The organism is Microbispora bryophytorum (assembly GCF_043197435.1).
GTDB classification, from domain to species: Bacteria; Actinomycetota; Actinomycetes; order Streptosporangiales; family Streptosporangiaceae; genus Microbispora; species Microbispora bryophytorum.
Genome location: NZ_JBICTF010000006.1, coordinates 260,402 through 273,014, shown reverse-complemented (window position 1 = coordinate 273,014; position 12,613 = coordinate 260,402). Strand labels below are relative to the sequence as shown.

The window sequence follows — 12,613 nt, the reverse complement described above, 5'->3', positions numbered from 1 at the left end:
TTTGTCACCCCGAAAACGGCGTCAAGGCGCATGAACGCCCCACATATGGGATTTTTCCGTAACGGTATAACTTAGTGCTCGATTGGGTATTTAAGGCCCCTTGCCATCTGAGGCAACATGGGTAACGGGACCGGCGAGGTCCGGTCCGTCACCGCATCAGCACGAGGCGCACGGCCTCGTCGACGGGCACGCCCCCGCCGATGAGTTCGAGGACCCGATGCCGCGTCTCCGGGGCGTCGATCAGCGCGGCGATCACGGCGGCGACGTCCTCGCGCGGCACCGCCCCGGAGGGAAGCGACGGATCGGCCAGCGTCACCAGGCCGGTCCCCGGCCCGTCAGTGAGCCGCCCCGGCCGCAGGATCGTCCAGTCGAGCGGGCGGGCGCGCAGGTCCTCCTCCGCGGCCGTCTTCGCGGTGATGTAGGCCGCCCAGACCTCATCGCTGCCCGGCGCGGGCGGCGATCCCGCGCCCATCGAGGAGATCTGGACGAAGCGGGCCACGCCGGCCCGTTCGGCCGCGTCGGCGAGCAGCACCGAGGCGCCCTCGTCCACCGTGAACTTGCGCGCGGCGCCGCTGCCCGGTCCCGCCCCGGCGGCGAAGACGACGGCTCCGGCTCCCCGGAGGATCTCGGCCACCTTCTGCGGCGTGGTCCGCTCCAGGTCGCACAGCACCGCCTCGGCGCCGGCCGCCTCCACGTCCGCGATCTGATCCGGGTTGCGGATCAGCCCCACCGGCGCGTCGCCCCGCCCGCTCATCAGACGTGCCAGCCGAAGGGCGATCTTCCCGTGCCCGCCCGCGATCACTACGCGCATGCGCTCACCTCCGCGCCGATCCTGCCATGACAGGTCCCCGCCGCCGGGGCAGGCCGCGCCGTCACTTACCCGTCCTCGCTGGTCAATGGTTACTTCATGTGATAGTCATGTCACTACTTGTAATCAGCAAAGTGTCTGTGGAGATGACATGCTCATAGGCGTACTCGCGGTCGCGGCGGCCGTCGGGCTGGTGGCCGTGGCGGCCCTTCTGTTCCGGGTGCTGGGCCGGGGCACCGACGATCGCGATCCCGGCGGCGCGTCCGCCGGTCACGCCGGCTCGATGCTCTCCTCGCTGTTCCTGCTCGTGTTCGCCATCGCGATCGTCGTGCCGTGGACCTCGGCCGACTCGGCGCGGCAGAACACCTACGCGGAGACCCAGGCGCTGGTGGAGGCCTACTGGGCCGCCGCGCCGCTCCCCGCCCCCGACGCCGCCCAGGTGCGCGAGGGACTGCGCGAGTACGCGAGATACGTCCTCGAGGACGAGTGGCCGCAGATGGCGGCAGGACACCTCGGCACCGAGGGGACGGCGCGGCTGGAGTCGCTGCGCGCCCGCGTGACCGAACTGCCGATCACGACCGACGAGGCGCGCGACGCCAGGGACACGGTGCTGGAGCGGATGGGGGACCTGTCCGCCGCCCGCCGGCAGCGCGCCGCCGATGTGGGCACCGCGCTGCCTCCCGGCGTCATGTTGCTGACGGTCCTCACGGGCGTCCTCGTCGTCGTCTTCCCGTTCCTGGCCGGGGCCCGCCCCCGGGGGCTCACGCTCGTACCGGTGACGGCGATGGCCGTCCTGCTCGGCGTCGGCGTCTATCTCGCCTGGAACATCTCCCACCCCTTCAGCGGAGGCCTGGCGGTGAAGCCCGACGCGTTCGTGAGCGCCCTGCACGAGTTCCAGCGGATCCCCGAGGGCCACTGACATGGGCAGGACGGCGGGCCCGCGCGCGGCCGTCGCGGTCGCGGCCGCTTCCGCCTGCGCCGCGCTGACGTGCGCCACGCTGACCGCCGCGTCTCCCGCCCCGGTGCGGGCCGCCGCCGGCGCGTCCCTCACGGCCGACGACCCGGGCGTACCGGGCCTGCGGGTCGGCGTCTGCCTCGACGTGGGCGTGATCGTCGACCTGCACGCCGAGATCGGCATCGGAAGACCCGGCTGCACGCCGCCGACCGCCGTGCCCCCTCCGGAACCGCCGCCCGCGCCCTCCCCCGAGCCGCCGCCACCGCCACGGGCCCCCGAGAAGCCCGCACCGGCGCCACGGCACTCCCCGCATCGGGTGGCGGCCGCGCCCCGGCCGCCCGTCGCGGTGCCGTCCCCCCGCCCTCGTCCGACGCCGCGCCCCACCCCGTCACCGTCGAGGTCACCGGTCTACCGGGTGCCGGCCATGCGCGCGATCGCGCCCGTACGGCACCGCAACCCCCTGGGGGCGCTCACGGTCGTCGTGGTCCTGTCGGTGGCGATCGCCGCCGCCGGTGCCGCCGCCTTCCGCCACCGGTAGGAGGGAACGGTCGTGGTCGCGCCGGGGAAGCAGGCGGTTCCTCGGCGGAGTGGGCCGCAGGCGCTGACGCGGCTCTCATCGCCGGACTGTGCCGGAAGGGGGGTCGGCGAGCGCGGCGCCGAACACCCACGGCGAGGTCTGGGCGATGAAGTCGCCGGGAAATCCGAGGGTGAACTCGGTGGCATCTTCCAGGCGCGTGCGCACTTCAGGGGGGAGCGCGAGGCCGGTAGCGGCGAGATTGCCACGTAGCTGGTCGGCGGAACGCGCCCCGACGATCGGATGGACGGCGGGAGAGCGGCTCATCGTCCACGCGATCGCGACCTGTGCCGGGGTCGCGCCGAGGTCGTCGGCGGCCTCCTGCACGGCCCGGGCGACGGCGTGGTCGCGGGCCGAGAGCGACTCGGCCTTCAGCCGTCCCGTGGGCGCGGCCCCGTCCTGGCGGGTGTGTCCACCGGGCAGCGTGTACTTGCCGGACAGCACCCCGCCGCCGAGCGGGCTCCACGCCGTGACGCCGAGCCCGAGGGACTCGGCCATGGGGAGCAGCTCCCGCTCGATGTCCCGTTGCAGCAGGCTGTACGGCACCTGCAGGCCGATGAAGGGACTCCAGCCGCGCCACTCGGCAAGAGTGTTGGCGCGGGCCACGACCCAGGCGGGGGCGTCGGAGATGCCCACGTAGAGCACCTTGCCGGCCTGGACGGCGTCGTCCAGCGCGCGCATGGTCTCCTCGATGGGCGTGTCACGGTCCCACATGTGCACCCAGAAGAGGTCGAGGTAGTCCGTACGCAGCCGGCGCAGGCTGGTCTCCAGGGAGGCCCGGAGGTTCTTCCTGTGGTTCCCCGCGGCGTTCGGGTCGGAGCGGTCGCGGGAGACGGTGTACTTCGTGCCGAGGACGAACGACTCGCGCCTGCCCTCGAGCAGCTCGCCGAGGATCTCCTCGCTGGCTCCGTCGCGGTAGTTGACGGCCGTGTCGATCATGTTGCCGCCGGCCTCGGCGTACAGGTCGAGCATCCGCCGGCACTCCGCTAGCGGCGCGCCCACCCCGCCCTGCTCTCCGAAGGTCATCGCGCCCAGGATCAGTTCGGGCACCCGAAGGCCGCTCGTGCCCAAGGTGCGGTACCTCATGCCGATGGCAGAATGTGTCATGGAAGCACCATACATGATGTATGGACACAATGTATGTACAAGGCGTCCGTACAGCACGTCGGTATCCTGAGGGGCATGCCTTCGAAGCCCGGCGCGCAGCCGGCCCGTAGATCGGCCGCGGAGCCGGCGTCCACCGGGTTGCGGGAGCGGATCCTGTCCGCGACCCGCGAGCTGCTGCGGGAGCGCCGCTTCGACGCTCTCAGCGTCGCCGACATCCTCACCGCCGCGGAGGTCTCCCGGGCGAGCTTCTACTTCTACTTCCCGAGCAAGCAGGCCGTGCTCGGCGAGTTGGTGCGCGACGCCGTCGCGCAGGGGCAGCAGGCCGCGGACCCGTGGATCGGCGGGTCGCAGGACCCCGTCGCCGCGCTGCGTGCGGGGGTGCGGGACGGCGCCCGGCTGTGGCGCGACAACGCGGGCATCCTCATGGCGATCGTGGAGAGCCAGGGCTCGGACGAGGGGCTGCGAGCCCTCTGGCTGGAACAGATGAACCTGTTCACCGACGCCGCCACGGCCCGTATCGAGTCCGACCCGCAGGTCCGCGGGCGGCTCGGGAACATGGACGTGCGCGCGGTCGCCGCGTCGCTGACCTGGATGGGTGAACGGCTCTACTATCTGGCCGCGGCCGGTGTCCCCCCGTTCGACGACGAGGAGGTCCTCGTCGACGTCCTCACCAACGCCTGGGCATCGATCCTCTACGGCCGGCCGGTCACCCCGCCCAGCCGGATTTCCGGAGCAGAGCAGGTGTAGCGGAGCCGGCGTCGCGTCCGAGGACGGCGCCGGCTCCGCGCGCTCTCATTCAGGACCGGTTCGCCCGGGCCACGACCTCCTCGCTCGTGAGAGGGCTGCTCGGGTGGTGGCTCAGGCACAGCGGCGTACGGACCTTCGTGAACGACCCGCCCTCGAACGCCGCGTAGAACTGGCCGGACCGCAGCCGTGCCACGTCGGGGACGTCGCCGCCCTTGGCCCTGGCCAGCTCCCGCGCCGCCGTGATCTGGACCGGCGCGTTGAGCAGGCCGAAGAACTGGGTGGCGGCGTTGCCCGTGATCCGGTTGTGCAGGCCCTTCGGCGCCTGGGTGGCGAACACCAGCCCGAGGCCGTACTTGCGGGCCTGCGCGGCGAGGGCGAGCGTGCTCTGGGTGCACACGGTCGCCGTCCCCGACGGTGCGAACGTCTGGGCCTCGTCCATCACGAACAGCCCGCCGAGCGGCCGGTCTCCGGCGGGATGCCGCTTGATCCAGGAGAACAGCGCCATCTGCAGCTGGTTGACGAAGCCCTGCCGCTGGGCGTCGGAGGTCATGCCGGTCAGACTGATGACCGACACGCGGGCCCGCTTGCCCTCCGGCGGCGTCAGCAGGAGGCCCGGATCGACGGGCGTCCCGGTCCCCGCGAACAGGGGATCGCTGATCGTCTCCGCCCTCAGGTGCTGGGCCATCTCGGTCGCGAGCCTGGGCGCCCCTTCGAGACTGCTCACACCGTCAGGAAGGTCGTCGAGCAGGGCGATCAGGCCGCCCAGCCCCGTGCCGCCGCGCCGTCCGTAGTGGGCGACGGCCTCGCGGAGCACCGCCTGGCCGAGATGGGCCCTTGCCGTCTTGGCCTCCAGCTTCGCCCGGGGGACGAGCGCGGCGAGTGCGGCGTCCACCGCCTCGCCGAACTCGTCCGGGTCGTCGGCGACGCTGCCGAAGTCGGGCAGCGGCTGGAAGCTCAGCGGACGTCCCGACTCCTTGCGCGGCGTCCAGATCACCACGTCGGTGTTCGCCAGGTAGTCGTCGGCCCTGGCGGCGTCGCCCTCACCCCACTCCGCGGGTGGCTCCGGCCACCGGTCGCCGAGCCGCGCGAGGTCGTTGTTCGCGTCGAGGACGATCGCCGAGACTCCCTGAAGGGCGCACTCCTCCACGAGGCGGCGGATCAGCACCGTCTTGCCGGAGCCCGAGCCGGCGAAGATCGCCGTGTGCTTGCGCAGGGTCTCCAGCCGGATCCGCACCGGCCGGTCGTCCGAGGTCGCCGCCCCGATCGTCAGGTAGGGAGCGGCCGGAGGCTCGTCCGCCGACTGCGGCGTGCGCGGGCGGGGAACGGCCGCCGCCTCCGCTGCCGGCATCTCCGCAAAGGGCGCCTCGACCGGCTCGTCCACGGTCGGCATGTCCACGACCGGCTCGTCCACGACCGGTACCTCCGCGACCGGTACCTCCGCGGCCGGGGCTTCGACCGGCGATGCCTCAGAGAAAGGCAGCGGCGGCCAGACCTGCAGATCGGGAACGGCCGGGCCCAGGGTGACGCCGCCGGGAATCGCGGCGCTCGCACCGGCCGGCGACAGAGCGGCGGCGGGGACCGGGGACGGGGCGGTGCCGGGAGCCGCGGCCGGTGTGTCAGTCGCCCGTGTGTCAGCGGCCGGTGTGTCAGTGGCCCGTGTGTCAGTGGCCGGTGTGTCAGTGGCCGGTGTGTCAGCGGAGGGCAGGGGCGGCGCTCCGGTCACCGGCAGCGTCGTGAGTCCTTGCACCACCTCCAGACGGAGCAGACGCCGTTCGGGATTGGCGGTGCGCCGAGGGCGGTCCTGCGACCGGCTCGGCCGGGCGGACATCCCGGTGCCGGACACGCGGGGAACGGCCGCGTCGCTCAGCGCTTCGGCGAACAGCTTCACCTCGCTCGTCGGCTTACGCGAGACGAGCCACGCCTGGAGGTCCGGCGGGTTCTCGGCTTCCAGGTCACGGAGCGCCGCGAAGATCCGGAGGTCGTCCTCCTCGATCTGGAGCATCCGGCCGCCCGCCTGCTCGAAGGCGGCCAGGGTCTCCTGGGTGACCGGTCCCCTGGCCCAGCTCTGGTTCCTGAGCACGAACAGTCTGCGCGCGGGGATCCGCTCGTCGAGCCCGGCCGCCGTGGACGCGGCCTTCAGCCGGTTGAGCGCGGCGATGTGATGGGACGCGGAGATGGCCCGGAAGCACCAGTGGGCCTCGTTCTCCGTCGCCTCGTCCAGGGTCCGGCGCAGGCGGGCGTGCAGGGGCGGCTTCGTGCTCGGAGGCGGGTCCTGGGTGAAGAGCCGCCCGTCCTCGCCCTGCTCGGTGATCCAGGCGGACAGCCCGGCCGACAGCAGGCGCGGCATCACGGCGTCCTCCGTGATCGGGTCCAGCGCCTCCGCTACGTCCGCCCGTTTCCGCAGCTCCGCGAACCGCCTGTCCAGCTCGCCGAAGTCGGGTTCCTGCTTCGGCGGCCGGGGTTTAGGGTCGATCTTGTTCGAAGGCGCGCCGGTCAGCCGTTCCAGCTCCACGACCTGTTCGCTCGCCAGGCACGACCGGACGTGCTTGTCGATCCGGATGAGCAACTGGCGAGGCGTGTACTGGTGCGCCTCCTCGAACGCCTCCGGCTTCACCGGCCACGTCGGATACGGCGGCGTGAACCCCGCCGCGCCGTACTGTGCGCCGAACCGCTTCTCGACCAGCGCGCGGCCCGTCTTCGCGTCCGGGATCGTCCGCAGCGGCAGGGTCATCCGGAAGCGGTCCTGGACGGTGTCCGTGGCGTGTTCTTCGATCAACGTCCACGTGAGGGGGAGGCAGGACAGGACTGTCAGCGTGCGGCGGGTCATCTCGCGAAGGGTCATCAGGCCGCCCGCGACGCTTTCGATCGTCCGGTGATGCTCGAAGTCCTCCGCCAATCCGCCCCCGGTGAGGGCCGCGGACTGGGCGATCAGCGTGTCGACCTGGTCCACGGCGATGACGGAGGGACCGGTCAGCGCGAGAAGCATGGACAGGTCGTGGACGATCTCCTGCGGTGTCTTCCCGACTGTCCGGAACCCCCACTCCGCGCGCTCGCCCGGCTCACCCTGCGGCGCCGAGATGAGGTAGGCGTCGCCGATGTCCTGCGCCGCCAGGTCGTGCGAGGCGCGCAGCGTGAGGGCCCGTGCGGTGTCCTGCACATCGCGGCCGACGTGCGAGTCGTATCGACGCAGGGCGTTGATGAAGGCGTCCAGGTCGGCGCGGGACAGGGGGACGTCGCCGATGATCGGGCCGCGTGCCGCCTGGGGCACCTCGGCAAGCACGCAGAGACGCCACAGGAGTTCCCTCAGTTGACTGCCGTCCCCGGCCATCGGCCGGGAGAGGCTGTCGAGCATGGAGAGCAGCACGCTCTCCCAGAAGTCCTTCGCGTCGAGCAGGCTGACGAGGAAGAAGTAGGCGTCCTCTTCGTGTACCTTCTGGCGGACCCAGCCAAGGAGATGTGTTTTGCCCGTTCCCCGCTGGCCCTGTATCGCGACGCCGATGGGGCTCGCGGCGACGCTCTCCTCCGCCTCCAGCAGGCCGTCCAGGATGACCTGCGCGGCGTCCCGGTGTATCGCCTCGACATGGAACGGCAACGGGCGCCATACATCGTCGGCGACCCGCGTGTAGTTGAACCGCAGGGCCCGAAGGGCGTCGAGTTCGTCGCTCGTCATCATGCTCCGATCAGGATGAGGTGCTTGGCCTGGTCCCCGATCACGACAGCCGCGCCCCTGTCCTCGTCGGTGAGCATCTTCTGGTTGGACTCGGGCACCAGGCGAACGTCCGGAAGGCCGATCATGTGACGGAGGACGGTGTCGACCTCGTTCCTGGAGGCGTCGCCCAGGAGGGGACGCAGCCGGGTCAGGCTGACCCAGGCGTACGGCTTTTCGGCGAGCTGCGCGTACGCCTTGCGGATCAACGTCTCGACGTCCGCGTCCGGGGGCACGTTCTCGTCCGGGGGCACGTTCGCGACCGGCGACTGCGCGATCGGTTCTGCCGCAGCCCGCGCGGCGGACGGTTCCGCACCCCGTGACTCGGTGACCGCCGGGGCGAGGTCCTCCTGGCCGAAGATCTCGGCGAGCGGGGCGCCGCTCCGATCCATGTGCCGCTGGAGGCCGGAGGCCATGGCCCGGACGACCGCTTCGAGCAGTCGTGCCGCAAGACGGCTGGATTTGGGGATGCCCTCACGGAACATCACGGCCGCCCTGGCCCAGCCGTCGTCGGCCAACGTGCAGGTGAACGCCTGGCCTCTCTTCCCGACCTCGATCAGCTTGAGCTGCTGCAGGTGCTCGCGCTCCTTCTTGCCGATCTCGAAGCCGAACCGCTCCTTGAGTTCCGGGTTGGTGAACTCGCGGGCCTCGGCCATGAGCAGCAGGAGGATGGCGGTCTCGCGCTGGGATAGCGACGCGTCAGGCATGGGGTGACCCTTCGAACGTTCCATTGCGGCACTGGTGGAGGAAGCGCTCCAACTCGGCGAGCACGGTGCCGAGACGTTCCAGCACCTGCTCGTTGGTGAAGCGGCGGACGGCGTAACCGTCCCGGCGCAGGCTCAGGTCGCGCCGGCTGTCCGCGGCGAGGCGGAGTGGCGACAGGTGCTCGGGGCCGTCGATCTCGACCACGCACCGCTCGGCACGCCAGAGCAGGTCGACGCGGATCGGATTGCTGAGCGGCCCTGAGGCGTGGAGCTGGTTCCACTCACGACCCGCCGCCCAGGCGCACGGCGACAGCGCCGCCTCCAGCCGCCGTTCGGCGGCGCTGCCCGGGTGCGGCGATCCGGCGAGCGGCGGGAAGGCGAGCGGTGGGAAGGCGAGTGCAGGCGGGGCGGACTCCTCGCGGGCGCCGGAGGCGATCTCGCGGGCGAGCGCCGCCACCCCTTCGGGGATCGGGGCGGTCACGGTCTCGATCCGGTCGACGGAGCGCGGCGGCGGCCCGGTGAGCCAGACGCCGAACCCGCCGTGGTGGGCCAGCCACTCGCAGGCCGCGACCAGCACCTCCTCGGAGGCAGGCGAGAGCCCGGAGGGAACCCGTACGAGGATCGCGGTCTCCGGCCGCCGGTAGCCCGCGCGGAGCACCCGGGCCAGCCCGGCGGCGCGGATCTCGGGCGGGAACGTCCCGGCCCGGCCCGCCGTACGGCCTCCGGCCACGACCCCGCGCCTGACCCCGCCCAGGGCGGCCCGCTCGCGCAGGGCCCGTTCGGCGAGGTGGGCGAGGAAGGGCCCGAAGTGCCCGGTGGCGGAGCCGGTGCGCAGGGCGAGGGCGCGGACGGCGGCGACGGCCGCGCCGCCGGATCCGGTGATGCCGTCCGCCCCGGGCAGCCAGGCGGGGAACATCGCGAGCGCGGCGGACTCCAGCTCACTCAGCACGTCGGCGACCACGGCCCCAGTGGTGCCGGCCCCAGTGCTTCCGGAGGCCGCAGGGGTGCCGGCCGGGCGGGGGACGTAGGTGACCAGCGCGGGCGCGTCGTCGGGCAGGGGGTCGACCGCAAGTGCGACGGCGTCCGGGTCGCCGTGCAGATACACGACCCGGCCCGTGGGAAGCTCCCTCCACGAGCGTGCCACGCCGTTCCCGCCCTGTTGTTGAAGATCTGACAATCTTGACCCGGCAGAGGGTATCGGGCACTGACGGGACCGTCCACAAAATCGGGAATTTCCGGTTTTACGCTGCTGAGAGCCGGGACCGCCTACCGCGGCGGACCGGCCGCCGCGCCCACGAGCAGCGGGGAAGCTCGCGGACTACGCCGTCTCGGATCTGATCAGGCGGAGGAACGCCTTGATGCCTGACAGGACCTCCTGGTTGTCGGTGAGACGGCTGAGGGAGCCCTCGAACGTCCTGCCCATGGCGTCGAGCCGGCGGTCGAGATCGTCCGCGCGCGCCGTGGCCGCGTGGAACCCGGCGCGCGTCTCCACGGCGAGGGCGTCGAGGTGCCCGGCCAGTTCGGCGGCCCGCGCCTCGGACTCCTCGGCCCGCCCCTCCAGCGCCGTGACTCGCTCGACGAGCGTGACGACGTCCTCCCGGGGATACCGGACCTCCGCCAGCATCGTGGTCATGCGGTCGCGCAGGTGGGAGAACCAGGCCCCGGCGGGCCTGAAGAGCGTGGCGACCAGGTAGAAGACGGCGAAGTAGTAGCCGACGGTCTCGCCGGAGAAATAGGCGACGACCGCGAGCAGGGCGGCCGACAGCAGGTGGGCGGCGACGGCCGCCCGGCGCATGCGCCCCGCGATGCGCAGGGCCTCGGTCTCGCGCTCCGGCGAGACCTCCATCCCGCGCTCGCGGCTGACCCGTATCTCGTGGATCAGGGCATGGGCCTGGAAGTACAGGTTCCACGGCACCGTCAGGAGCACGATCAGCCAGAGCAGGCACAGCGCTCCGAAGCCCAGCGAGACGACCACCGGCAGCGGCACGTCCGCCACGTAGACCAGGACAAGCCCCGCGATCGTGGACACGATCGCGAGAAAGACGATCCCGTTTCTGCTCACGGCCACCCTTTCCCTCGGCGTTCGGACACGTCAGTGTCGCCGCCGGATCGGCGCGCGGGCATGAGCGGGATCACCCGGATCGACTGAGTACGACCACTCAGGAGAAAAAAAGGGGGGTGGCCCGGGACGCGGACCACCCCCACTGGTCACTTCTCGAAGACGGGGACCCCGTCGCGGACGAGCTTCCAGTTCGCCTCGGCGAACGTCGCCGGGTCGATGGTGCCGTTCGCGGCGGCGTACTCGATCAGCGCCTGGCGGATCTCCACCTGCGCGTTGTAGACGACCGGGGCGGTCGAGACGTGCGGGAAGCCGCCACCGCCCGACTGGCGGTAGTTGTTGATGGCCACGACGAACTGCTGGTCGGCGGTGACGGGCTTGCCCTGGTAGGACAGGCCGACGATGCGCTGGCCGACCGGCTTGGAGATGTCGATGTCGTACGTCACTCCGGAGAGCTGGTCGTAGTTGTAGTCGGGCATGCCGCCGGCGTTCGTGAGCGTGGCGAGGTCGATCGGCGCGCCCGGGGCGACCTGTGCGAAGTACTTCGCCGAGTACTCAAGGAAGTCCTTGATCTGGGCGCCGTTCAGCTTGACGCCGAGCAGCGTGTTGTCGTAGACGTACAGCCCGGCCATGTCACGGACGCTGACCGGCCCGGCCGGGAACACGGCGGTGCGGCTGAACGGCGCGGCGATCGACAGCACGGGCAGCGAGGCGTCGGCGGTGCCGGCGAGGGCCTTGCCGACGAGGTCGGTCTGGACCTTCTGGATGTAGTCGAGGATCGGCGTGTCCTTGTACGGCGACTCGGCCGCCGACAGCTCCTGGGCGGACTGGGCGATGACCTTGTTGACGTAGCCGACGGTCTTGTCGTGCGACTCCTTCATGAGCGCGACGATCTTCGGGTCCTCGGCCACCGTGTTGGTGTTGAGCGTGGTGGACGACTTGCCGGTCACCGTCCACTTCCCGCGCTCTTTGGCGAGGGCGAAGTCGACGACGCTGAGGCGCTGGCCCCACTTGCCGGGCTCGGTCAGCAGCACCTGCTGGCCGGTGACCTTGTTGGTGACGAAGCGCTGCGGCACCTCGTTGTGCGCGTGGCCGAAGAGGACGGCGTCCACGCCGGGCACCTGCTCGGCGACCATGGCGGCGGCGTTCTCCACCGGCAGGTCGGAGCCGTAGGAGGACATGCCGTCGTCGCCCGCGTGGGCGGTGACCAGGACCACGTCCGCGCCGAGGCCGCGGATGACCGGCACCCACTTCTTGGCGGTCTCGACGAGGTCGAGGAACCTCAGCTTGCCGTCGACGTTCGCCTTGTCCCAGATCGCGACGCCGGGGTTGGTGAGGCCGAGCACGCCCACCTTGATCGGCTTTTCGCCCTTCACCTTCATGGTCTTGATGACGTACGGCTGGTAGGCCGGCTGACCGGTGGTGGCGGAGACGGCGTTCGCGCCGAGGACCGGCGCCTTCATCTGCGTGACCCACGCGCCGAGCAGCGGCAGGCCGTAGTTGAACTCGTGGTTGCCCAGCGTCACGGCGTCGTACCCGATGGCGTTCATGGCCTTCGCCATGGGGTGGATCTCGCCCGTGGAGGTGATCGGCTCGACCTTGGCGTAGTAGTAGTCCAGAGGCGTGCCCTGAAGGGTGTCACCGGAGTCGAACAGCAGGGTGTGGTCGGCGCCGCGGTCGGCCCTGATCTTCGACACCATCGTCGAGATCTTCGCCAGACCCACGTCGTTGTGCGTGCTGTCGTCGTACTCCGCGTTCTTGTAGTAGTCCCAGTTGAGCGCGTTTCCGTGGACGTCGGAGCTGGCCATGATGGTGATCTTGACCGTGTGGCTCGGGGCCGCTGTGGCGGGGGTGCCGGGCAGAAGGAGACCGAGGGCCACGACGCCGGCGCCCACGGTCAACCTGATCGCTGAACTCATGCTGGGTGACGATAGTGACTGCCAATCACCAAGT

General features: G+C 71.3%; 10 protein-coding genes. 3 read left to right on the top strand and 7 right to left on the bottom strand.

The genetic code is table 11. From position 1 onward, the window contains the following. Window positions 1-148: 148 nt before the first annotated feature. Window positions 149-811 carry an SDR family oxidoreductase gene (locus ACGFIB_RS22080; RefSeq protein ID WP_357245201.1) on the bottom strand — a complete coding sequence of 221 codons (663 nt, stop codon included), beginning with the start codon at window positions 809-811 and terminating at the stop codon, window positions 149-151. A gap of 148 nt (window positions 812-959) precedes the next feature. Between ACGFIB_RS22080 and ACGFIB_RS22075 the strand changes: the two genes are divergently transcribed. Then, complete coding sequence (locus ACGFIB_RS22075; RefSeq protein WP_142573734.1) at window positions 960-1,727, top strand: bestrophin-like domain; 768 nt, start codon at window positions 960-962, stop codon at window positions 1,725-1,727. Between the two features lies 1 nt (window position 1,728). Then, window positions 1,729-2,301: a hypothetical protein gene (locus ACGFIB_RS22070; protein ID WP_393374525.1), complete on the top strand. Its 573-nt coding sequence runs from the start codon at window positions 1,729-1,731 to the stop codon at window positions 2,299-2,301. A 75-nt stretch (window positions 2,302-2,376) separates the two neighbouring features. Here ACGFIB_RS22070 and ACGFIB_RS22065 read toward each other — a convergent pair whose 3' ends face one another. Then, window positions 2,377-3,423: an aldo/keto reductase gene (locus ACGFIB_RS22065; protein ID WP_393375075.1), complete on the bottom strand. Its 1,047-nt coding sequence runs from the start codon at window positions 3,421-3,423 to the stop codon at window positions 2,377-2,379. Between the two features lie 96 nt (window positions 3,424-3,519). Between ACGFIB_RS22065 and ACGFIB_RS22060 the strand changes: the two genes are divergently transcribed. Next, window positions 3,520-4,191, top strand: a complete 672-nt coding sequence (locus ACGFIB_RS22060) for a TetR/AcrR family transcriptional regulator (RefSeq protein WP_393374523.1) — start codon at window positions 3,520-3,522, stop codon at window positions 4,189-4,191. 49 nt (window positions 4,192-4,240) lie between these two features. Here ACGFIB_RS22060 and ACGFIB_RS22055 read toward each other — a convergent pair whose 3' ends face one another. From ACGFIB_RS22055 to ACGFIB_RS22035, 5 genes are all read right to left on the bottom strand, one after another. After that, window positions 4,241-7,864, bottom strand: a complete 3,624-nt coding sequence (locus ACGFIB_RS22055) for a helicase HerA domain-containing protein (protein WP_393374520.1) — start codon at window positions 7,862-7,864, stop codon at window positions 4,241-4,243. Further along, window positions 7,861-8,604 (bottom strand): hypothetical protein, encoded by a 744-nt coding sequence (locus ACGFIB_RS22050; protein WP_393374517.1) that lies wholly within the window; start codon window positions 8,602-8,604, stop codon window positions 7,861-7,863. Before ACGFIB_RS22050 ends, ACGFIB_RS22055 begins: the two co-directional genes overlap by 4 nt. Next, on the bottom strand, window positions 8,597-9,745 hold the full coding sequence (locus tag ACGFIB_RS22045; RefSeq protein WP_393374514.1) for an endonuclease domain-containing protein: 1,149 nt from the start codon (window positions 9,743-9,745) through the stop codon (window positions 8,597-8,599). The genes ACGFIB_RS22050 and ACGFIB_RS22045 overlap by 8 nt, the downstream gene beginning before the upstream one ends. A 174-nt stretch (window positions 9,746-9,919) precedes the next feature. Continuing rightward, window positions 9,920-10,663, bottom strand: a complete 744-nt coding sequence (locus tag ACGFIB_RS22040; protein WP_393374512.1) for a hypothetical protein — start codon at window positions 10,661-10,663, stop codon at window positions 9,920-9,922. Between the two features lie 146 nt (window positions 10,664-10,809). After that, complete coding sequence (locus ACGFIB_RS22035) at window positions 10,810-12,579, bottom strand: 5'-nucleotidase C-terminal domain-containing protein (RefSeq protein ID WP_357245186.1); 1,770 nt, start codon at window positions 12,577-12,579, stop codon at window positions 10,810-10,812. Between the last annotated feature and the right edge of the window lie 34 nt (window positions 12,580-12,613).

Coding starts and splice junctions, on each gene's coding strand:
- ACGFIB_RS22080 (WP_357245201.1), bottom strand. CDS start 811: ATGCGCGTAGTGATCGCGGGCGGGCACGGGAAGATCGCCCTTCGGCTG.
- ACGFIB_RS22075 (WP_142573734.1), top strand. CDS start 960: ATGCTCATAGGCGTACTCGCGGTCGCGGCGGCCGTCGGGCTGGTGGCC.
- ACGFIB_RS22070 (WP_393374525.1), top strand. CDS start 1,729: ATGGGCAGGACGGCGGGCCCGCGCGCGGCCGTCGCGGTCGCGGCCGCT.
- ACGFIB_RS22065 (WP_393375075.1), bottom strand. CDS start 3,423: ATGAGGTACCGCACCTTGGGCACGAGCGGCCTTCGGGTGCCCGAACTG.
- ACGFIB_RS22060 (WP_393374523.1), top strand. CDS start 3,520: ATGCCTTCGAAGCCCGGCGCGCAGCCGGCCCGTAGATCGGCCGCGGAG.
- ACGFIB_RS22055 (WP_393374520.1), bottom strand. CDS start 7,864: ATGATGACGAGCGACGAACTCGACGCCCTTCGGGCCCTGCGGTTCAAC.
- ACGFIB_RS22050 (WP_393374517.1), bottom strand. CDS start 8,604: ATGCCTGACGCGTCGCTATCCCAGCGCGAGACCGCCATCCTCCTGCTG.
- ACGFIB_RS22035 (WP_357245186.1), bottom strand. CDS start 12,579: ATGAGTTCAGCGATCAGGTTGACCGTGGGCGCCGGCGTCGTGGCCCTC.